The organism is Scytonema sp. UIC 10036 (assembly GCF_009725235.1).
Map to the genome: position 1 here is coordinate 72,650 of NZ_WJFC01000021.1, position 21,626 is coordinate 94,275.

Here is a 21,626-nt window from a genome sequence, read left to right on the forward strand (position 1 = left end):
CGTTTTGTTCTATCACCTCTCTCCAAAACTAAAACAAGCAACTCTGCTTAAGCTATCTATTTTATGACGACTGGTGTCGTGCGATCGGATTGGATACTCTCACAAAATAATTTACCAACAAGTCGGATTTCATTAAATCCAATTTCAAAATTCAGTCGTCTTATAAGCAGATGCCCACAAAATCACAATTTAATTTCCCAATTTTGGGGAAACCACCGCACAATATTGTATGTATTGTGGCAGCATCCATCCTGCAATTGAAACTCTAGAACAGGAAAAATTGTATGCACAAACACATGAATTTCTTGCTCAAAATTTGTTTGAGTAGCCTTGTCTTCACATTATCAATGGTAGCAACAACCTCAGCTATATCGGCACGCTAAAAATTAAATCCCGTTGGGATGCCTTTAAGAAAGCTGGTTTATTTGTCCTGGGAGCAGTCACGATTTTAAGTTTGTTTGGCTTGGTTTCATCCTTTGCCGGAGCCGTCATGGTAGAGTATCGTGGCTACATCAATATTGTAGTAGGACTAATTATGGCTGTGATGGGTCTGTGGTTAATGGGGGTAATAAAACTGCCTTTACCGCAGATGAATGTGAATCTTCCCCTGGCTGGACCATATGGAGTCGGGTTGACTTTTGCTCTGGTCAGTTCTCCCTGTGCCAGTCCGGTACTGTTTGCCGTGCTAGCAGCCGCCGCAGCAACAGGTTCTCAGGTCTTAGGTACGTTAACAATGGTCAGTTATGCTCTAGGTTATACCATTTTGATTTTTCTCGCGAGTTTATTTACGGGGCTTGCGAAACAAAGCAATCAGTTGTTGAAACATTCCGAGGGAATTATCCGTTTTGGTAGTCTAGCGCTCATTCTGACTGGGGCATACTACTTGTTCACTGGGACTCAATGGTTCTTGGGAGGTTAAATTAATTATGGTCGAGAATCTGGTTATTATTGGCTCTGGACCAGCAGGCTATACCGCCGCTATCTATGCGGGACGTGCTCAACTCAAGCCTCTGGTATTTGAAGGATTTAGTGTTGGAGGGATACCTGGAGGTCAATTGATGACCACCACTCAAGTAGAGAACTATCCCGGTTTCTCAGAAGGAATTTAAGGTCCACTATTAATGCAGCAGATGCGGCAGCAAGCACGGTACTGCGGTGCTACGTTAATTACCGATGATGTAATTGCTGTGGATTTTAGTCAATACCCTTTTGCGATCGCCAGAGGCGATCTGCTAGAAGTAAAGGCTCGCGCTGTTATCATCTGTACAGGAGCAACTGCGAAAAGATTACATTTACCTGGTTAGGAGAAGTTTTGGAATAATGGTATCTCCGCTTGTGCTATTTGCGATGGCGCAAACCCTTTATTTAAAAATGCAGACATTGCCGTAGTTGGAGGCGGCGATTCTGCTGTTGAGGAAGCCTTGTATCTGACGAAATATGCCTGTAAGGTTCATTTACTGGTGCGTAGCGATCGCTTGCGAGCTTCCAAAACCATGCAGGAGCGTGTTTTCAACCACAACCAAATTTACATCCACTGGCATAGCTTACCTGTAAGTGTAGATGGTGATGAAGTTCTACGCAGTGTTCAAATTCAACACACACGAACTAGCGAAGTTTTTAATCTACCAGTAGGCGGCTTGTTCTATGCAATTGGACACACCCCCAACACGCAATTGTTTGTGGAGCAATTAGAATTGGATGAGGCAGGCTATATCAAAACTCAGGGGAAGAGTACAGCCACCAACATTCCTGGTATTTGGGCAGCTGGAGACGTTCAGGATCGCGTTTATCGTCAAGCAATTACTGCAGCTGGTACGGGTTGCATGGCAGCTTTAGAAGCTGAATGGTGGTTATCTCTTCAGCAATCGCCTGTTACCTTCGCTGCCTAAACAGTTTTTTCGTCACAATATTAGGAAATAAATATGCAAGAAAATTTTTCTGTCGATGGAACTTTCTTTACAGGGCGAGCAGCTTTTGAATGGTTAATGCAGGAATCTAATCGGTTAATCATTAATTTATGGAGAATATCTTCAAGATCCGTTAAAAACCGATAGAGTCGATATTGACCTGTTGATAATTCTAGATTATCTGCCGATTCTTCCCAGGCTTCACACCTGCCGTCACCTGTTACTAACCAATCTTGATTTATCATATCTACTTCCGTTATAGTTCCAAATTAGACCTGTTGTTATGACGAATGGCAAAGCCAATCGGATTAGATGCTCCAACCAAATATGGCGGTTCTCGCTTGAATGACGTCAGTTCTGCTACAAAATAGCACAGACAAATTCTAAAATTCTCTTAATGTTTACCTCTATGCTTGGTTTTCAGACTTTTTCTTACGCCAAGCTCACTTGAATGAAGTACAGATTTATCTGCATGCATCCGCTACAGGCTGCGGTTCCTTAATTATTTGATGTATAGTCAAGTATTATAGTTTTCGTAGTTGTCTCTCAGCTATGAAAGCAAATCAACAGATGAAGCAGGTAAGAAATTGCAAGGAATTTTGCTTATGTCTTTTTGACCAAGGCATGATACCGACAGTATTAAAAGTGTCTGTTGTGGTTGGTTCTATACTATTTGTTATCAATCATGGTTCTGCTTTTGTTAAAGGTCAGATGAATCGCGATCGCTGAATTTCTGCTGGTATAACTTACCTAGTGCCTTATATGGTAAACATTCATGGTCAATATGTAAGCCGTTCTAAAAGACGTTGATTTGCCTAAAAAAGTCATCACAAACTTTTTTCAGAACAATTTCAATCCTCTACCCACTAAACTAATGAGAGGTCGTGCTAATCCCATCGCACAATTGCCTCTCATCTTCTTTGATATTAGCGCTATTTCTCAGATAATCTCTCACCCAATCACAACCCTGTACTAATAATTTATCTGGATTAGAATTTAAATCCAAATGCCAAAAAATGACATTTCCCAAAGAGTCGGAAGAAGCTAAAACTCGACCATCTGGACTAAAACTCACGCTTTTAACACCTGCATGATGTCCTCCAAGGGTTTGCAGTATTTTCCCTTCTCTCGTCCATAATTTTATTGTCTTGTCTTCACTGGCTGTGACAAAAATTTTACTGTCGTGACTAAAAATCATGCTATTGATATCGCCTTCATGACAATACAGTGTCACTAGCATTTGACCTTGCAAATTCCAAAGTTTAACAGTTCTATCTTTACTCACAGTGGCAATAGTTTGACGGTCTGGACTTATAGCGATCGCTAAAATCCCATCCTCATGTCCCCGCAAGGTCATAAGTTCTTTGCCTTGTCTGTTCCAAATTTTAGCAGCTCCATCTTGGCTACCTGTGACAATAAACTGACCATCGGGACTAAAATTCACGCTCCTAACACCCGCTTGATGTCCTTGCAAGGTTAATAATTCTCTACCTGCCAAATCCCACAGTTTGACTGTATTATCCCAACTAGCACTAGCAATTTTTTGACCGTCAGGACTAAATACAGCGCTTCTTACATCACCTTGATGTCCTTGCAGTGTCACCAATTCTTTACCATCCAAATTCCACAACTTGACTGTTTTATCTCGGCTGGCGGTAACAACCATTTTCCCATCAGGTCTAAACTGCAAGCTTCTCAGTGTATCGGTATGACCTTGTAGGGAGGTTGTCCGTGAAGTCTCCATACCTTCAAGGTTCCACAACGTTGCGGTGTTCAGTCTTCCTATTGTACCAAGAAATTGACCTTTAGGGCTAAAACTGATACTTACAGACGCTGCTTCTCCAAGATTTTCATTCCAAGCGGCGACTGTTTTTATATTCGATTTTGGATTGAGGATTTTGGATTGGGGATTTGTTTGTAACCCGATACTTGCTCCTTCTAGATTCCACAGTCTGACAGTTCCATCCTCACCACTGCTTGCTAGGGTTTTGCCATCTTTGCTAAAGTGTACTCCCCAAACTGCGTCTTGATGCCCGTGTAAAACTTGTAACTGTTCGCCTCTGCGATTCCAAATTCTTACAGTTGTATCGGAACTTGCAGTCGCAATGGTTTGACCGTCGCGACTGAAAACTGCACTACCGACAAGATTCTCATGACCGTGCATTGTTGCCAGTTCTTCTCCTTCTAAATTCCAGAGTTTCGCAGTTTTATCCCGGCTGGAGGTCATGAGGTGTTTACCATCAGAACTGAAATTGACGTACATCACCCAATCCTGATGTCCTCGCAGTGTAACAATTTCTTTACCATCCAGACTCCACACTTTAGCTGTACCATCGCGACTGGCGGTAGCGATCGTTCCTCCCTTAGGGTTGAAATGAATGGCAACAACCGGGGCATTATGAGTCCGAAAGGATGTCAACTGCTGTCCCTGCAAGTTCCACAGGCGGATTGTGCCGTTCCACTCCATTGAGGCAATCATCTGGCCGTCAGGGCTAAATCCAACACAGGCAATCCAATCTTTGTTAGGTAGAGTCAGCAATTCTTTACCGTCTGCAACACTCCAGATTCTGGCAGTTTTATCTCGACCACCACTGACTAACAACTTACCATTTTTGTTAAAATTGACACTCCATACACCGTCTTGATGACCCCGCAGGGTGTGGAGTAATTTACCATCACGCTGCCATATTTTAATTGTTTTGTCCCAACTAGCACTTGCTAGTTTTTGCCCGTTAGGACTAAACTTAACTCGGGTAACTACATCCCCATGACCGATTAAGCGATCGCGTTCTCTCACCCAATAAAGAGACTGGCGAATGCTTTTTTCTACCTGTGTCTGAAGCAGCATACTGCCATTGTCCCACCCTATCTGCTTTAACTTCACGCCAGCTTTTAACCCGGAAAGTAAAGCATCAAAAGGTTGCTGTGAATCAAAAGCTGCTTCTGAGGAAATAGTTAAGGCTTTAATTTCGCCCAAGACAACTTGTTTTTTTTGTTCGTTGGTTTGCCAAGCCAGCAACCCTGATAATCCTAATAGGCTAACAGCTACCAAAGAAACTACTGAAAGCCCAAGCAGTCCACGGCGAATTGTATTTTTAGCTTGTTGTTCGGCATTGATAAGGATTTGATTAGCTTGTTCTGAGGCAATGAGCGCAGTCTTTACCTCTCGTTTTTCCAGTTCTTCGCTTGCAGCTAAAAACCGATAATCCAGATTGCTCAAACTTTTGCCCTTTGCCCAAATTTGAGCATCTAAAAGCGCTTGTCCCCGCAAGAGATTGGTTTCATCCTGATAATCTGATGTCACCCAAGCATTAATTAAATCTGCATAAGGTCGCAATTTCTTTAATTGCTTTTCTACCCACTCTAGATTAAAAACTTCTTGATAGATACGATTGTAAACTTGTAAATTACCTTGTTTTTTAACAACTAACCCCGACAGTAACAACTCGATTTTTTCAGGCGAATCATCGGCAGGAACGCTTCCGTTTTGTAAGATTTGCAGGTAGAGTCCCAACAATCTGCTCGCTCGTTGTTCGTTGCAAAGCAAGCGATCGCGTATTGTTCTTAAATGAGGTGGTTCATCTTGGGAAGCCCAATTGTCTATTATATGCGATCGCACGATAGCAGACACTTGTTCAGCCACATCTTCTGGTTGCGTCAATATTTCCTGCATCAGTTTTGCTAGGAACGGAGATGCTTCGGAATTGAGCATTACTTGTTCCTCTGTTTTTGTAGAGACATTACACAGAACGCCTTTATATTCTGATGCAACTAGCTGGCATAATTTTTGCGTCAAGAACGGTTGACCGCCAGTCCAAGCAAGTATCTCTGTCAGCACTGCTTGGGGATTCTCAATTTTAGCCGCCAAACCTAGCTCCAACGGTTGAACTTCGTGCAAATTAAACCCATTTAATTCAATTGCGCGTCCAATGTTAAAAGGTGTTCGGCTTTTGTCAGCAATCAAATCTGAAGGCGTTGCTACTCCCAAAAGAGCAAAACTGAGGCGTTTGTGTTCGTGACAGGAGCGTATGAGGGCAAAAAAGTCATCCGTATTAAATGGTAAGCTCAACGTGCTATCAATTTCATCAAAAAAAATCACTATTGGTTGCTCAATGAACTCTGTCAGCACCGATTGCAGCAACTCACCCAAGCGTCCTACGGGAGAGAAATCTTGTCTTTCTGCCAACCAATTTCGTACATTAATCTTATCGGAAAGCCGGAAACTCCTCACCAACCGCATAATAATATCTGCATACCACTGGCTGGCTGTGATGTTGCTGTTACCAATTCCAGACAAATCCACCGTTGTGCAAACAATACCATCCTCTTGCAGCCGTTTAGCCATTTGTACCCGCAAACTAGATTTCCCCATTTGACGAGAGTTAAGAACGTAACAAAACTCTCCTGCCTTTAAAGCCTTGTAAAGTTCTTCATCTGCCTGCCGTACTACGTAACTGGGTGCATGAGCGGGAAGACGGCCCCCTACTTGATACTCATAGGATGAAATCAGTTTTTGCACGGGTATCCTACCTTACAATTCCGAATTGATGCATTGCATCGCAAAGTTGACTACAAGTATTTATATAGGTTATCGCTTTCACTGTCTATGTAGAAAAGTTAAGTATTTCAAAACAGAAGCTAACTTAACTTGTACTGCATCATTCTTAACTAGAGTGAAACGTTAAATTGTTGGTACGATAACAATTTTCTCTCCAGCAATTGAAAGGTAATTCTTTTGCCTGTACACCAGCCGTAATAGCCATAAGTTGCAGAACGACCAACAATTTTCTCAAAGCCTACAAAATACAGTGTTGGCTCGACAATAGATTGACATTTACCATCTGTTTTTGGTAGTAATCTATCGTTTACATTAAGATACAATTCAGGCTGTCTCAATATTTTATTGATACCAGGACGAAAGCCAGTACCTAAAATAATTGCATTATAATCTTGTGATACACCATTGGCAAACATTACGCCTGTTTTTGAGAGTTGCTGAATACTGCTGGAGATGATTTGAATATTGCCTTTTTTGATTTGTTTGACAGTACCTCTATCTACCCAAGCTACGTGGGTCTTGGGTGAGAGGCAAAGATGAATGACAATGCTAACAGGATGAGGGGTAGATAAGGTGCGGCAGCGCGGTAGAATGCGATCGCTGCTTCAACAGTTGCAAGACGATCCTGAAGTCATCTCAATTCATCTAAGTAGTCATTTGCGTTCATTCTGAGAACCACTACAAAAACGTCCTCTGGGCACACCAATTACCTGTCCGCGATCGCAAATTTTGTTTCCGCGTAAGAAGGTTGTTTTGACCCGTCCTGTTAACTCCAATCCTTCAAAGGGGGTATAGCCTTGCTGTGATTCCGACTCGATCGCACGCACCACAAAAGTCTCATTAGGGTCTAGCAGTGCTAGATCCGCATCATAACCAACTGCAATATCACCTTTTGAACGCAACCCAAACCTTTGGGCTGGATTTGAGCTTAATAACTCTGCCATGTGATTGTAAGACATACCGCGCTTGCTACCTTCACTAAAAACACCAGAAAGGAGGTACTCCGTACCACCAAATCCGGATTTAGCAAGCCAAATGTTATTTGGGTCTTTCAGGTTAACTTTTTGCTCGGCTGAACAACAAGCGTGATCGCTGACAATCCAATCAATTTGGTGATTCAGTACAGCCTGCCACAAGTATTCTACATCTGCACGGGAACGGATCGGAGGGTTGACCTTAGCCCATTTGCCTGTCGGTGTATCTATATCTAACAAAAGATGTCCAATAGTGACTTCCCGTCGGAAATTAATGTGAGGAAAGACTGTTTGCATCATCAAAGCAGCTTCCACTGCTTTGCGAGAACTGAGGTGTAATAGATTTATATTCAGACAATTAGTTTCGTGCGCCAAGTAGGAAGCAATGCAGATAGCTAACCCTTCAGAATGGGGCGGACGAGCAGCACTATATGCTTTTAAACCTGTCAGCGTGGTGTCCTGTTGGACAATTTTAGTGTAAGCATTCAGGATATCAGCGACTTCACAATGGAGACTCAGGCTAATGCGATCGCTTGCATCTGGATAACTTTCCCTCAGCTTGCTCAGACCGCGCATGATAAATTCAAAGTGAGCTAAATCGTACCTTTCCTCTTTGTTAATCATGAGGAAAAGATTTTGTTGGTCAGAAAGACCGTGCAAACCATAGCCCCCATAGAACATAAAGATTTTGAACGAGCCAATCCCATACTCCTCAAACAGCATCTGCATCTCATCAATATGTTGAGCGCTAATTGGGGCGATATGATAGCCGTAGTCAACAAAAAAATTCCCCTGTGAAAGCGCCAACACTTCTGGAAAAAAATCTTTATAAGAACCACCCCTATTAAGATAATACTGACCTGTACGAATGTAATTCAGGCTGGTGGTCACTCCCCCCATTGCAGCTGCTTTGGTTTCAGTCACAGCATCTTGGTCAAGAGGTTGATATATCCCCACGTGCATATGAGCATCCACAACCCCAGGAAAACCCAGCAAATTTTGGGCATCAAATACCTCTTTGCTCGCATCTGGGCTAATATGAGAAGCAATCTGGGCAAATTTCCCATCCTTAATTCCCAAATCAAGTAGTTCAACAGCATCCTGATAGGGACGCACAACCCGCACATTTTTGATAATTAGATCTAACACGGGAACCTCAGACATAGTAGACCTCACTAAAATGAGTAAAGAACCCAAAATTTTAATGCTCAAAAAATGATACACTCCCTTCCCACAACAAGATTACCGACCTTCTTCTTTTCTTCCTTCGTGTCCTTTGCGCCTTTGCGGTTCAATAAAATTAGGTAATCTTCAGGCGAGACAGGAGTAATACCCTAGTTTACGTAGGAATTTTAGCATCGTTCGGGGACGCAACCTTCCACCATCATGTAACGTTTTTTAATACAATTATTTTCAGGAGAAACCACAATGGAAAATTTTAATGAATATCATCTAGATCCAAAGCAATTTCCTTTTCTCAACAGCTTTCAAGATAATTGGCAAGCGATCCGAGATGAATTTACACGCTTTAATAAGGATGCATCTGATGAGGAGTTAAAATTCACTTACGATGTCCTAGGGCCAAAAAGTAAAACAATTAAAACTAAAGGAAATTCAAAATACAGCGCATTTGGTATCTTATTTCAAGGTATCTTTATTGACAAATACATTCAATTCCATCAAATACAATACCCCGATTATAATTCCCAAGAGGCATCAGAAAAAGCACTTGCATTAAGAGAGAAATACTTCCCAAACCTAGCTAATATCATAGAAAAAGTAAACTTCAGCAATGACGACATCATCAGAAATGTATATTTTGGTACATTCCATCCCGGTTTAGATATCAAATTGCACGTCAACTATAACCCCCATATGAATCGCGGTTATTTAGGATTGATCGTACCAGAAGGGGATGTGGCGATGAAAATATGCCACGAGCAACTTTACTGGTATGAAGGAAAAGTTATGGTTTTAGACCACAGCTATCCACACTGTCCACATAATTACACCAATTATGATAGAACAGTCTTAGTTATAGACTTTTTTAAACCGGAGCAGTCTAGAGAAGAAGCGATGCGATTTGAAAAAGAACTCGTCACACAACGTATGCAAGATAATCCTTATAGCTTAGGTGTATTTGGTAAAAGCGATAAAGCCAAAGAAGAAGATTTTATCAAGTATGGTTTAGCACATCAGCTAGAGTGGGATAAAGCCTTATAATCCTGAGTGAAAACATGGGTTATAAATGGCTTTGCTATGCGGCTGTCTCGCTTTGGGGAGTATGTCCCTAAAGCATTTGAGCCGTGAAGAGATCTATAAATTATGAAAGTACTAATTGTTGTTGGAGCATCCCAGCTTAGTTAAGCAATTGCACTTCATGCCAAAGTCCAAGTGGGAGGATAGCAAAGGCAAATATTTTTGGTATGTGAAAGATTATAATCGAGCTATTGACATATCATCAAATTTTAAGGTAAAGAAAAACACCATAAAACATAGTTGAGAACTCAACAAATGACCAACCCCCCAGAACCATGAATGTGACCCCACGTAAAATTCAGCAAGATGTACCAACACTAACACTTAAGAGATTAAATAGTCTCTAAAGATACATCAAGCAGAACGAAAATTTTTTCATTGCCGCCGCAATTTAATGTGCTATATACTGTTTTCGGCAAGTCAAAAAGTAATATTTTTTACATAAAAATCACTTAAAGATGAAGTGAAGAGTGTGTGAACTGGAGTCCTCCAGAGTAAAAGGGAGTAATTCGTATTACTGACTGATTATTTCTACAGTTGTTACTATCGTCTTAGGTAAGATTAAACAATGCTAACAGTACTTCGCTCTTACGCTGCATGGCTTGTTCCAGCAGCTTTGACTTTACTAAGTTTTGGATCGGGGAACGAGAAGGCGATCGCACAGACTCTCTTCCCATTTAGTGGTAACTACGACGTAACAATTGCTGTTGAGCCAATTAACGAGAACTTTTCACGGGCAATTGAACGGGCTGTAAGTACTGATGCACCATATGGACTCACCGAATATAACGGTTTAGTTTACACCCTAACTGACTTCTCTACTGGCTTGTTCACCTTTAACACCGATCCAACAGCAATCGGCTTAGAGGGCTTTCCAGAAGGCTTTATTGAATTCAGTGGTAGCGGTGCTAACAAGGTGTCTGGAACCGCTACTGCCACCGCTTTAATTGACTTTGTAAACCTCAGAGGGTCTGGCTCTGGTTCTTTGATTATCACTGGCGGTGAGGGTATATTCAAAGGTGCTACTGGCACACTAGACTTTTTTGAGAACGATACAATCAGTCCAGATCCAAACGATCCCATAAGAGGACAGGCTTTAGTAACTGGCACTATTAAGGTTGTTCCAGAACCGGAAACCGGAGTAGGGACGCTAGTTGGTATTGGCTTAATTGGAGCTGGTTTTATGTTCCGCCGACGTTGCCTTCGCTCTGCTTCGTGAGCCACTCCAACCCCCCTGAAAAAGGCTACGGTGTACATACAAGTCTTTTAAAGTGAATTCTTGAGATTTCGATCCCCCTTAAAAAGGGGGAAATTGGAATCAACTTCCCCTGCCTTCTATCTAGTGCTTTGTTTTACAGTGTTTTCCCCTCTGTCGCCAACCAAGCACGCAAAACCTCTGCCACTGTCCACGCTTGGGCGATACATCCCCGTGGAGTCATCGGAGCATCACCATCAAAAATTTCGCTGAGACTACCAAGACCATGTGCGGTGAGATGATTAGCCATTGGTTGAAGAAATTGACGCGCCTGAGTTGGATTTTTGTAGACGCGCAAGTGTGCGAGGACAAACGGTCCCAACAACCAACCCCAAACACTTCCTTGGTGATAAGCTCTATCACGTTGATACTGATTGCCACCGTATTTACCCTGATATTGGGGATGGTCGAAAGAAAGCGATCGCAACCCGTGTGAAGTTAGTAGTACTTGTCCACAAACATCGACTACCCCTTTTTGTTGGACTAGTGTGAGAGGACTTTCAGCTAAGGAAACGGCAAAAATCTGGTTAGGGCGTACAGATGGATCGTCTCCATCGGGGCTATCTAGCACATCGTAACAGCAGCCCGTCTCCTGATTCCAAAAGCGAGCAAATCTGACTTGAGCGCGGTCAGCGATCGCCTCATATTCTTGGTGTGGTTTACTCAGATAGCGGGCAAACTTTGCCATTGTCCGTAAAGCATTATACCAAAGAGCATTGACTTCAATCGGTTTACCAATGCGAGGTGTGACTACCCAATCTCCTACTTTCGCATCCATCCACGTGAGTTGCACACCCATTTCCCCTGCATAAAGTAAACCATCAGTAGAATCAAGATGAATATTATAACGTGTACCCCGACAGTGCAAGTTGATGATGTCTGCTAGTACGGGAAACAGTTCTATCAGCAAATCATCGTCTTTAGTAATGTTGTAGTAAGCTCGAATGGCTTCAAAATACCAGAGAGTTGCATCAACTGTATTGTATTCTGGTATTTCACCCGCATCAGGGAAACGATTGGGCAACATTCCCCGATCTATATGGCTAGCAAAGGTGCGAAGAATGGAGCGTGCGATCTCTGAGCGATTAGTAGCAAGGGTCAAACCGGGTAGGCTAATCATAGTATCGCGTCCCCAATCACCAAACCAGTGATAACCAGCAATAATAGTTTTGCCATAAGGGTTTTCTGGCACAGAGCGGTCAACGATAAACTGGTTAGCAGCCAAAACTAGATGATTGACCCAGGTAGGAGAATCAGGAGCCTTAAAAGGACGTTGAAATTTCCACAGTTCGATTAACTTTTGCTCAAGAGCCTGACGGTGTTTGAGTGCTGCTTCACCATTTAAGTCTGGTTGCTTGTGAGTGCTTGCAACAAATGCGATCGCTTCCCCAGGATTGAGTGTAACTTCAAAAGTCGCAGCATGGAGGTGGTCTTCTTTGTCGCTCAGTCCTCGATAGCGCTCAATTGCTAGGTCAAAGCCATAGTACCAATTGTGAACGGGCGATACACTAGCTTGGTTACTGAGCAGATAAAGTGGTACAGCACCAGGATAAGCAGTAACACAAATTCCTTGTTCTACCTGCTCAATAGACATCTGCCAACCATTGCTTTGGGTGTTACCGTGATAATCGCGGTAATTGACCATCGCTTTAAGCGTCAATTTCAGCGGTTGGGTAGCACGACGCAGAGTGTATTGAACATAGGTTGTATTAGCTCCCTGCTGCATCCAGATTCGTTTTTCTAATAAGGCATCAGCAATAGCAAAATCCCATACGGGAATTGTACCTTCTAGAGAAAAACGTTCAATGTGTCGATAACCGTGAGAACTGGTCACACCATCTACCCAACGATTCATATTAAGAGAATAAGAGCGAGTACCATACAACACAGTTTCATCTAGTTTTGCCAGCAGTAAAGTGCGACCCAGAGGCGGTTGCAATGCTGCTACTAGTAAGCCGTGATAACGGCGAGTTAACACACCAGCCACCGTTCCAGAAGCGTAACTACCAATACCGTTAGTCACTAACCATTCCCGTGACTCTGCTGCGTCGAGATTACCGCAAATTTCTCGTCCAAATTCAATACACATAAGTTAACACTCTTTCTGACAATCGATATTTGGATTATCAGTTGTAAATCCTATAGTGTGCTGAGAGTAGCATTAAGAGTTGATAAAGAGGCGCAGCTATATGTTTGCAAGTTGGCAACCCAAATCTTTTATCAAGACTACGTATCTGTAGACTTAGATCCACTGAATAGCTGGTAGAAATCCTAACCTCTGTACTTGAAACTAAGTACATATTACCCTAAAAAAGGGTCGGAAATTATGCCGCTTCTTCACTAGGTTGATATTTGCTGTAATTTTTACGTAGTCTCTTAAATTTCCTTCATGTGGCATTAAGAGAAGCAAGAATTAAGAACGAAATCTTAAAAAGCAATTCCATTGATGACTCCTTAAAGTATTCTTTGCACAAAGCTTCAACCTAATGATGAAGTCGAACGGCGGCTTCGCGCCTTGAAATTACCAAAATCTCTTTATCAGCTACATTAAGAGAACGTCTTTGGCGATCAAATCACCTTACCTGGTAAGCTCAAAAAAAGACAAACATCTTGGAGAATTTAGCCAATGAATCGTACTGAAGTTGCCGCAAAACTTCAAGAAGCTGCTAGTGGTGTATTTATGCCAAGTGAATCGGAATCTCCTTTTGAAGGAGTCTACTGGCAAGCTTCTCAAGGATCTGTCACTCCTCAAGAAATTTTAGAGTTGACAGGTCATCCTCAAGATGCATCAGTAGAAATTGTCGATCTAGATTATCTTTTCAGAAATCTTGCTGCCGAACAAGAATGGCATGACGACCAACAAAAAGAGGATGTTAAAAAGTATAAAAAACTTATAGATACCCTAAAAACTTACCTCACGGATATCCAAGTTTATCGCATTGGTAAAAGAAACATTGATGTTTATATTATTGGGAAAACAGAAGAAGGAGATTATCAAGGACTCTCAACAAAAGTTGTAGAAACTTGAAAATTGGGAATTGGGCATCGGGAATTGGGCATCGTAAAAGTTATTCAATACACCATTACCCCTAGCCCAATGCCTCTCAACGACAATTCGTTCAGAAATATTTGATTTTACTGATAATCAACTCTAGACTCAATTATGTTTTCAACTGAGTCAGAAACATTAGAGAACAAATTATAACCCGTTCTGGATTCAATTGTATCTACGCTTACTCTATAGGAACGCCAATCATTGTTTCTAATTCCCTGGTCGTTAGGCATATCAACAGCGCTCACCCGTGTCAGAGTACTAACATCACTCGGACTTCCTGGTCCATCCAACACGACAATAGCTTTCCAAACTCTGTCTGGTACAGTTACCTTTCCGCCAGCAATTGTGCTAGCTCCTCCATTGGAGCCAGTACCGCCGGAGCCATAATTACCAGAGACGATATATAATTCTTTCCCCTGTCCTACCAGTTCTCTACCATAATCTTCCAAATCTGCCCAAGGTCCTTGATTATTATCAGGAGCTTGCGGGACGATATTCGTCATCAAAAATGTGGCAGAATTGTTTGCGCTCGTATTTGTTCTATCAGCAGAGGGTGCCATATGTCCTCTGTCAAATCCACTTCCTGTATAATCCGAACTGGTGACTCGGTAACAATCTGATGGTAATGTCGTATCAGCACGGAAATTGTCTTGACGTGGTGCGCTGCCAAGCCAAGAACTGTTTAACTGCCAACTGACCCAATTAGGAGTGCCTCTAAAGCAATTGTGTGAAGTTGCGTACTGAGGTTTGTCGAGCAATAAGTTAGCGTAACTTGAGCCTGCACCACTGGGATTGCCCATTTTCAGATGCACGCTTGTAGACTGGGCGGGCGCTGGTCTTAGCCAATTGGTTAGAAGTCCAAGCACAATGGGTGTAGCAACAGATGCTATTACCAGAGCCAATAAACGACTTTTCATTAATGGTAGTTATCAGAGTTTACACGCTACAGTATCCCGATGCTTCCTTTTTACAACAAGTCTTCCCCAATACATATTAGCGAAAACTATAATGTGTGAAAATATACAAATCAGTCTTGTTACTTAGGGATTCGTAGCGCTACATCCATTTTGGCTTTGGCAAAAGCGATAAGCCAACTGCCTAAGGTTCGACAGCCGTATCATAATCATCTAAGTGTGGTATCAGAAGCGACAAGTTATGTTGGACTGGTGGGAGAAAAATTTTGCGAGTTGTGAGTTGGGCGATCGGCATTGAATGGGTTTGCCCTAACGGTGAGCCAACGATGAGCCTAAAAGTGAGCCTTTCTGTCAGTAGTCACAATGGTATTTTCAAAATATAAGCTAAGCAACAGAAGTTAAGTTAAAAATATTTAAGCACATGAAAATCAAACAACCTCAACTTCTAAATTTGAGAGCTTCTTACACGATCAAGAGCATAGGGAATATGAGTCAATGCATGGCTTTAGCAATGTTAGGACTTATATGTGCAGTTCCAGTCAAAGCCAATGTAGCCGACTTTGAAGTTCCGCAAAAGCCACCAACTCAAAAACGGTTACTGGCACATTCTACTAAATCTGCCGTAGTTCGTATAGTCAATGGCTGTCAGGGAAAAGCTTACTTGCCACGTAACGGAAAAACTTATAACTTAACCTCTATTGGCTATGGATCGGGTTATTTTGTGACTTCCAACGGTTACATCGTGACAAATGCTCATGTTACCCAATTGAGCCAAAATCAAGCAGAATGCATGCAGTTGTTATTTCAAGACTTTGTTAAACAAGTTTATCAAGACTACGTATCTGTAGACTTGAACACCCTTAAAACAATGGTCAAGCGCTCGCAACTGTTAACCTACACGCCAATTCAACAAGTGCTCTTACAAAATGGAAAAGCTTTACCGTTTGAACAGATTGTTTCTGGTGCTCCCAATGCTATAGGAAAAGATGTAGCAATTATTAAGATTGATGTCAAAAATGTACCTATTCTGAAACTGGCAAACTCGCGAAGTGTACAACTCCTGGATCGCATCACAGTGATTGGATACCCAGCCGCCGCCGACTCTACAACAAGGCTCAGTGATGATTCCTTTCACGTACCATCAATTACAGATGGTGCTGTTTCAGCTATGAAAACAACAAGAGATGGCGAACCTGTGATTCAAACAAGCGCCTCAGTCACTCATGGCAATTCAGGTGGTCCAGCAGTCAACGAACAAGGTGAAGTCATTGGTATTGTTGCGTTTCGTGGAGATACAGTCAACAATCAAGAAGTACAAGGTTTTTCCTTTGTTATCCCAAGCAATACAATTAGGGAATTTATTAAGTTGGCAGGTATCCAAGCCGATAAAGAGGAAATTAGCCAAAAATAATAATAGGAATAGGGAAAAATATGTTGATTTTTGAAGAACACTTTCAAGACAACCGCCATAAATGGGCTACAAAAGATAGTGAGGAATGTTACCTTTGTATAGAAGCAAACCAGTATATGTTTGAACATAAGCGATCGGGTAACTGTTGGTGGCTAACGTGGCAATCTACAGATTTCTTCTACGACAAAAAAGAATTTCACATTCATGTTGTTCTTGAAAAAATTGCTGGAGAATTAAATCACGGATATGGTTTTGTCTGGGGACTTTCAGACACCCGTAACTTCTTTGAATTCGTCATTTCCGATACTGGGTATTACCGAATAGTTAAATATGATGACGGCAATTTCAAAGATATTGTTGCTTGGAAGCGCAGTTTTGGAATTCGCAAACCCAACACTGTAAATGTCCTGGAAATTCGACGACAAGAAGCTACTGTAGAATTTTATATCAATAGTACCCTTCAAGAAAAGCTACCAGCAGATACACTCACTCAAGTCAAAGATGGGAAGTTTGGCTTTGTGATTTATGACAAAATGAAAATTAAGGTACATAGCTTGATTGTGAGTGCCGAAAACGCTGAAACAAATTCTTACAAGTCCAATACTTCTCGCAATGATGCTGCTACTCAAGCATCCTTCTTGAAGCACGAACCACCAGTTGGTGATACTCTTGAAAAAGTATTTGCAGATTTAAATGCATTAATTGGACTAGATCGTCCCAAACAGCAACTTCTCTCATTAGCAAATTTTCTCAAAGTCCAGACAGAACGAAAAAAGCGACGGCTAAAGACAGCAGACACGACACTGCATCTCGTTCTATATGGTTCTCCCGGTACGGGGAAGACAACTGTTGCGCGATTGGTCGGTCGCCTGTACAAACAGCTAGGTTGTCTCCAACACGGACACGTAGTGGAAACGGATCGCGCCGGAATTATTGGGGGTTACATCGGACAAACAGCGCTACGTGTTGCTGATGCAGTCGATAGCGCGTTGGAAGGTGTACTTTTTATTGATGAAGCTTATGCTCTTGTTCCAAAGGGCGGATCGTCTAATGATTTCGGTCACGAAGCAGTACAAGCCTTGCTCAAGCGGATGGAAGATCACCGCAACGAATTAGCTGTCATTGTAGCTGGCTATCCAGAGGAGATGGAGTACTTTATTGCATCAAATCCAGGATTGCAATCTCGCTTTAGTCGATTGTTTTACTTTGAGGACTATACACCAAGCGAACTTGTTTTGATTTTTGGAAAATTCTGTTACGACCATGGGTACACAATGGATATTTCAGCACGCATAGCTCTTCAAAAAATCTTTGAAACAGCTTATGCAAAACGCGACAAAAACTTTGGCAACGGGCGATTTGTACGTACTGTTTTTGAACGAAGTATTGAAAAGCAAGCAAATCGAATTGCTAATTGTATGAAGGAAATGGACGATTCTAAAATTTCATTGATGATAGCAGAGGACTTAGAAAATCTTTGAAACGTCTTATAGCATTTCCCGCTCTGCTGAAGTACAAATTTATCTGCGTTTGTCCGCGTTCATCTGCGGTTAATTCAATATCCTGTACCTCACGAACGAGGGAATTGCTATAATTTATTTAATAGTTGTGCGAACTCGGAATGAGCCTACATTATCGTAGAAGAAAGTAAGCGGTACTGCATTTAAATTGACAATATGGTTTCCATTCCGAGACATACCAAGTTCTTGAGCAGATCTTTGTATAGCGCTATAGTATTTTTTTGAGGTATCTGATGCTAAAGGATGCCCAGAAATAACTGCTTCATTGACAATGAATGCTAACCATCCATCTTCTTGAATTGGAATTTCTGTCTTATGAGAAATAAGAGTCAGATCGTTGAGGGTTAATCCGCTTTCCTTTAAAACTACAAATGGATCGGATAGCTCTGAAAACTTGACGGACTTGGCTGAAGGTATAAAAATCATCATTAAACATCAATTGACATTTCAACCTCGTAGAGACGCGATTAATCGCGTCTCTACACCCGCAAAATTATTATGAAAAATCCTTAACCGAGTAGTATTGGGTCATGAATTAATAATTTTATACCGCAACCTTGGCAGAACTCCTCTGTATCTAAATTCTGTCTTTGAGACTTCAAGCAGGTGGGATTAATACAGTAGCTCATATAATACTGATTTGAATTTTAAGGTGATACACAAGTGCGATCGCTGGTTTTAATAGGCAGAAATTGAGCTTTCTCTATAAGTTTTTGTCCTTGGTCTGTCAGTAGCAATTGAATATACGCTTTACCTGCTTTTTCTTGAATATTGTCTTCATTCGGATAATTCTTATAAATAACAAATAAATCTCGTGTCAAAGGATATTCTTGATTTTTAAAAACTTCTAAATTGACTTGGTTCTTATTCTTTTCCGAACAAGAACCTAGAGGAATAAGAGGCTTCTTATAGGGAGCTATAAACTTCCCAGGAGTTCGACCTATAGGTAAAGGGCGAATCCTACATTGATTGACAACAAGTGATGCTGAGGCATAATAAATACCTCCAGGCGTTTGTGCTAGTTGACGCAATCCTTGTGTAGTTTCTTCAAAAAAAATAGTATCATTACTAAATTTTTGCTCTTTTCCCAAAACATCATCCTGAAACCATTCTTTACTATGATGAGCAAAGCGCTTAATGGCAAGGTTATGACCTCCCACTTCGTTCCAGTTGCTAATTTTACCTCCATATATATCCTTTAATTGCCCTAAAGTCAAACCGGGAATGTTTAAACTGTGATGAACAGCCACTGCAACACCATCAATAGCTACGCGTTCTTGTGCAAGAGAAAACTCTTCAGCCTGTTTATTTTCTGTTTTCAGAAAAGCTCTGGAAGACTCTACTATATTGAGCCGTCCGTTTAATAACATTTGAATACCTGTTGTAGAACCAGGTGGTCCTTGATCGGCTCCAGGCTTCCTGTATTGTAATTGAAATTTTGAGAATGTTTGATTGATAGCTGGATGCACGAGATTGCGAAGAGATGCCCAAGTTGTACTACCACCAACAGTAAAAATTTCTTGAGGAACTGTGACATCTTTAAAGCATAATATTTTCTGATTTCTCATTGATATATATTGGCTCAAAAATGGCACACAAAGAATGATACTACTCGTGGCTAACCCAACAATTAACCACTGATTATAATTTGCTAGCTTTGGGTGATTAATTGTACTTCTAATTTTCTCTAAACTTTGTAAAATAGCTTTTGTATCTTTGGGACGTTGGTTAGGTGCTTCCATCATTAATCGATCTATCAAATCTGCTAAAGGCTTAGAAATTTGAGAAGCTTTTTCTCGCCAAATAAGTTGATGATTGCTATTATTAATAGGTAATTTATTTGGATGAATCCCTGTGAGTAAATGAATAAAAGTTCGTCCTAAAGCATAAAAATCAGATTGTGGTACTGCCCTACCAACGAGTTGCTCTGGTGCTGTATATCCGGATGAAATTACAGTTGTTATAGTTTTTCCTTCAATAACTGTCTGTGTTAGTTTTCTAGCTGTTCCAAAATCAATTAATACTACTTTTGCATTAGATATAGTAGTTACTTCAGTGTCAGAATTTTTAGGTCTATCATAAGGATATTGAGCCAATTTCATCATAATATTTGAGGGTTTAATATCACGATGAAAAAAATCTTGCTGATGTACTTTATCTAATATCACAGTTATTTGTTGCAACCAGTCAATTGCTGTTTCTTCAGATATAACTCCATTGTGCTGTATCCATTCTTCTAAATTTTGCCCTTCAATTTTCTCCATGACCAAACAATGCAGCTTTTGAGAATTGCTTAAATAAACTTTAAAATAACCATCTTTTTCTACTTTGGGAATTCCTGAATATTCTAAGTTAGTTAATATATCTTTTTCTTGCTCAAACCACTTTAATAGCTGGAGGGATTCCTCATCTGGTTTAAGAATCTTGATAACTTTGACCCCTCCTTCTCGTGTGTCTTCAACTTCAAATATTTCTGTGGGAAAAGTAGGAGTAAGCTGTCGAAGTGGTTTAATCAGACGATAGCGGTCGTGAATAAGTAGCTTCGTACCGCAAGTTTGGCAGTACTCTCCTACATCCAAATTCTGTTCTCGCTTTGAGCAGTTAGGGTTAATGCAGTAGCTCATACAATCATGCTACCTGAAGTGCTAACTTTTATTTTAAGCGATCGCTGTAGAGAATTGTTGCTTTTGTGTCAAACACATGGCAATCCCTTTTTCGTAATAAGCTGCTTCATTAATGAAAACTGGATAAACGGTTGATTGACCTTTGTAAGGAATGGCTTGACCATCAAAGGTTAAAAACATGGGTTCGCCAGGATTGAGAGGTTGATAATCTCGAAATTGAAGCTGTGGGTGAATCATTGCTTGTAATTCTCCTTGCTCATTTTTTGGATAATCAACTATTTTTATACACTGATAAAGCGTCAGATTGGAAGGAACCGATAAAGGATTTCCTTGCTTGTAATTTTCCAAATAATCTAAAACTGCATAAGTCAGTTCTTCAGTTTGCTGAAATAATTTTGCATCCAACACACCTTGAGCAATTGAACCGACTTCAATTGTACAACCTAATTGACATATGGATCTGAGAAAAGGGCTTTCTTCTCCGGATTCTTGCCACCGATAAATTTTGATAAGTGAATTGATAGAACATAGGTAAGCAGCTAACCGAAGATTAAACGGACTATTGTTAATAGGGATAATGGTTAACCCCATATTGGCAGTTGTACTGTGTAAGTCGATAACCACATCAACTTTGGAGTTACCTTTTGGCCCTAAAATTTGATTAATAGCTTGGGCTTGTCTGTCTTCATAAGTCTGAGGTGTTGCATTGCTGAGATTTTCACTTGTAAAACAACGGTTCAAGTCGCGCTCAATGTAACGCCTTTGGGCTAAGAATGCTTGAGGATTTGCTAGTAGAGTTAGGCTTTCAAAACTAGACCGTTTAATGAAGTGAGGGTAGCGTTCAAATTTTTTAACCAAATACGCACCCGTTAATTCATTCCCATGCGTTCCACCTACAATTGCAACCCGTTCGATCTGATTCATAATTTATGGGGAATCAATTTTGCTTTTAATATTAAAAAACCTTTTACTATATGTCCAATACTTCTTTTACCTAGAAACTATATTTCCAAGATATAGTTTACCGACTGTAATATGGAACTTCGACACCTGCGTTATTTTATTGTTGTCGCTGAAGAGCTAAACTTTAGCCGTGCGGCTGAACGGCTGCACATAGCACAACCTCCTTTAAGCAAATAGATTCAAGAC

General features: G+C 41.0%; 17 protein-coding genes and 2 pseudogenes. 9 read left to right on the forward strand and 10 right to left on the reverse strand.

Going from position 1 to position 21,626, the window contains the following annotated elements:
• Positions 1-385: 385 nt before the first annotated feature.
• Positions 386-919, forward strand: coding sequence for a cytochrome c biogenesis protein CcdA (locus F7734_RS12580; RefSeq protein ID WP_347566186.1), 534 nt, complete (start codon positions 386-388; stop codon positions 917-919).
• A gap of 7 nt (positions 920-926) precedes the next feature.
• A pseudogene (gene trxB, locus F7734_RS12585) lies at positions 927-1,856 on the forward strand (thioredoxin-disulfide reductase); the annotation flags it as partial.
• A 53-nt stretch (positions 1,857-1,909) separates the two neighbouring features.
• Here the strand turns inward: trxB and F7734_RS63390 are convergent.
• On the reverse strand, positions 1,910-2,152 hold the full coding sequence (locus F7734_RS63390; RefSeq protein WP_243146847.1) for a hypothetical protein: 243 nt from the start codon (positions 2,150-2,152) through the stop codon (positions 1,910-1,912).
• Between the two features lie 379 nt (positions 2,153-2,531).
• On the opposite strand from F7734_RS63390, the pseudogene nrtS reads away from it, so the two are divergent.
• Positions 2,532-2,717, forward strand: a pseudogene (gene nrtS, locus F7734_RS12595) (nitrate/nitrite transporter NrtS).
• Between the two features lie 61 nt (positions 2,718-2,778).
• On the opposite strand, the gene F7734_RS12600 reads toward nrtS, so the two are convergent.
• From F7734_RS12600 to F7734_RS12610, 3 genes are all read right to left on the reverse strand, one after another.
• Positions 2,779-6,426, reverse strand: a complete 3,648-nt coding sequence (locus F7734_RS12600) for an AAA-like domain-containing protein (protein ID WP_166481873.1) — start codon at positions 6,424-6,426, stop codon at positions 2,779-2,781.
• Positions 6,427-6,575: 149 nt separating this feature from the next.
• Entirely contained in the window at positions 6,576-6,881 is a 306-nt protein-coding gene (locus F7734_RS12605; RefSeq protein ID WP_243146848.1) for a hypothetical protein, read from the reverse strand.
• A 237-nt stretch (positions 6,882-7,118) separates the two neighbouring features.
• A complete protein-coding gene (locus F7734_RS12610; protein ID WP_155745015.1) occupies positions 7,119-8,603 on the reverse strand; it encodes an amidohydrolase family protein in 1,485 nt (494 codons plus the stop codon).
• A 264-nt stretch (positions 8,604-8,867) separates the two neighbouring features.
• Between F7734_RS12610 and F7734_RS12615 the strand changes: the two genes are divergently transcribed.
• Positions 8,868-9,662 (forward strand): aspartyl/asparaginyl beta-hydroxylase domain-containing protein, encoded by a 795-nt coding sequence (locus F7734_RS12615; protein ID WP_155745017.1) that lies wholly within the window; start codon positions 8,868-8,870, stop codon positions 9,660-9,662.
• 604 nt (positions 9,663-10,266) lie between these two features.
• Entirely contained in the window at positions 10,267-10,917 is a 651-nt protein-coding gene (locus F7734_RS12620; RefSeq protein ID WP_155745019.1) for a PEP-CTERM sorting domain-containing protein, read from the forward strand.
• 133 nt (positions 10,918-11,050) lie between these two features.
• On the opposite strand, the gene F7734_RS12625 is transcribed toward F7734_RS12620, so the two are convergent.
• Positions 11,051-13,042, reverse strand: coding sequence for an amylo-alpha-1,6-glucosidase (locus F7734_RS12625; protein WP_155745020.1), 1,992 nt, complete (start codon positions 13,040-13,042; stop codon positions 11,051-11,053).
• A 537-nt stretch (positions 13,043-13,579) separates the two neighbouring features.
• Here F7734_RS12625 and F7734_RS12630 point away from each other — a divergent pair.
• Positions 13,580-13,981, forward strand: coding sequence for a nuclease A inhibitor family protein (locus F7734_RS12630; RefSeq protein ID WP_155745022.1), 402 nt, complete (start codon positions 13,580-13,582; stop codon positions 13,979-13,981).
• 107 nt (positions 13,982-14,088) lie between these two features.
• On the opposite strand, the gene F7734_RS12635 is transcribed toward F7734_RS12630, so the two are convergent.
• On the reverse strand, positions 14,089-14,925 hold the full coding sequence (locus tag F7734_RS12635) for a DNA/RNA non-specific endonuclease (RefSeq protein ID WP_155745024.1): 837 nt from the start codon (positions 14,923-14,925) through the stop codon (positions 14,089-14,091).
• Positions 14,926-15,409: 484 nt separating this feature from the next.
• Between F7734_RS12635 and F7734_RS12640 the strand changes: the two genes are divergently transcribed.
• Together F7734_RS12640 and F7734_RS12645 are read left to right on the forward strand one after the other, a co-directional pair.
• Positions 15,410-16,333, forward strand: coding sequence for a S1C family serine protease (locus F7734_RS12640; protein WP_166481874.1), 924 nt, complete (start codon positions 15,410-15,412; stop codon positions 16,331-16,333).
• Positions 16,334-16,353: 20 nt separating this feature from the next.
• Complete coding sequence (locus F7734_RS12645; protein WP_155745028.1) at positions 16,354-17,814, forward strand: AAA family ATPase; 1,461 nt, start codon at positions 16,354-16,356, stop codon at positions 17,812-17,814.
• 114 nt (positions 17,815-17,928) lie between these two features.
• Here the strand turns inward: F7734_RS12645 and F7734_RS12650 are convergent, their stop codons facing one another.
• The 4 genes from F7734_RS12650 to F7734_RS12660 form a co-directional block, all read right to left on the reverse strand.
• On the reverse strand, positions 17,929-18,282 hold the full coding sequence (locus F7734_RS12650; RefSeq protein WP_155745030.1) for a hypothetical protein: 354 nt from the start codon (positions 18,280-18,282) through the stop codon (positions 17,929-17,931).
• A gap of 80 nt (positions 18,283-18,362) precedes the next feature.
• Positions 18,363-18,482 (reverse strand): 4-Cys prefix domain-containing protein, encoded by a 120-nt coding sequence (locus F7734_RS66090; protein ID WP_347566180.1) that lies wholly within the window; start codon positions 18,480-18,482, stop codon positions 18,363-18,365.
• 18 nt (positions 18,483-18,500) lie between these two features.
• Positions 18,501-20,477: a serine/threonine-protein kinase gene (locus F7734_RS12655; protein ID WP_155745032.1), complete on the reverse strand. Its 1,977-nt coding sequence runs from the start codon at positions 20,475-20,477 to the stop codon at positions 18,501-18,503.
• A gap of 33 nt (positions 20,478-20,510) precedes the next feature.
• On the reverse strand, positions 20,511-21,401 hold the full coding sequence (locus F7734_RS12660; protein WP_155745034.1) for an aspartoacylase: 891 nt from the start codon (positions 21,399-21,401) through the stop codon (positions 20,511-20,513).
• Between the two features lie 111 nt (positions 21,402-21,512).
• On the opposite strand from F7734_RS12660, the gene F7734_RS66095 reads away from it, so the two are divergent.
• Positions 21,513-21,617, forward strand: a complete 105-nt coding sequence (locus tag F7734_RS66095) for a LysR family transcriptional regulator (protein WP_347566181.1) — start codon at positions 21,513-21,515, stop codon at positions 21,615-21,617.
• Positions 21,618-21,626 lie beyond the last annotated feature (9 nt).

Coding starts and splice junctions, on each gene's coding strand:
- F7734_RS12650 (WP_155745030.1), bottom strand. CDS start 18,282: ATGATGATTTTTATACCTTCAGCCAAGTCCGTCAAGTTTTCAGAGCTA.
- F7734_RS12645 (WP_155745028.1), top strand. CDS start 16,354: ATGTTGATTTTTGAAGAACACTTTCAAGACAACCGCCATAAATGGGCT.
- F7734_RS66090 (WP_347566180.1), bottom strand. CDS start 18,482: ATGAGCTACTGTATTAATCCCACCTGCTTGAAGTCTCAAAGACAGAAT.
- F7734_RS12630 (WP_155745022.1), top strand. CDS start 13,580: ATGAATCGTACTGAAGTTGCCGCAAAACTTCAAGAAGCTGCTAGTGGT.
- F7734_RS12615 (WP_155745017.1), top strand. CDS start 8,868: ATGGAAAATTTTAATGAATATCATCTAGATCCAAAGCAATTTCCTTTT.
- F7734_RS12625 (WP_155745020.1), bottom strand. CDS start 13,042: ATGTGTATTGAATTTGGACGAGAAATTTGCGGTAATCTCGACGCAGCA.
- F7734_RS12655 (WP_155745032.1), bottom strand. CDS start 20,477: ATGAGCTACTGCATTAACCCTAACTGCTCAAAGCGAGAACAGAATTTG.
- F7734_RS12660 (WP_155745034.1), bottom strand. CDS start 21,401: ATGAATCAGATCGAACGGGTTGCAATTGTAGGTGGAACGCATGGGAAT.
- F7734_RS63390 (WP_243146847.1), bottom strand. CDS start 2,152: ATGATAAATCAAGATTGGTTAGTAACAGGTGACGGCAGGTGTGAAGCC.
- F7734_RS12635 (WP_155745024.1), bottom strand. CDS start 14,925: ATGAAAAGTCGTTTATTGGCTCTGGTAATAGCATCTGTTGCTACACCC.
- F7734_RS12610 (WP_155745015.1), bottom strand. CDS start 8,603: ATGTCTGAGGTTCCCGTGTTAGATCTAATTATCAAAAATGTGCGGGTT.
- F7734_RS12640 (WP_166481874.1), top strand. CDS start 15,410: ATGAGTCAATGCATGGCTTTAGCAATGTTAGGACTTATATGTGCAGTT.
- F7734_RS12620 (WP_155745019.1), top strand. CDS start 10,267: ATGCTAACAGTACTTCGCTCTTACGCTGCATGGCTTGTTCCAGCAGCT.
- F7734_RS66095 (WP_347566181.1), top strand. CDS start 21,513: ATGGAACTTCGACACCTGCGTTATTTTATTGTTGTCGCTGAAGAGCTA.
- F7734_RS12605 (WP_243146848.1), bottom strand. CDS start 6,881: ATGTTTGCCAATGGTGTATCACAAGATTATAATGCAATTATTTTAGGT.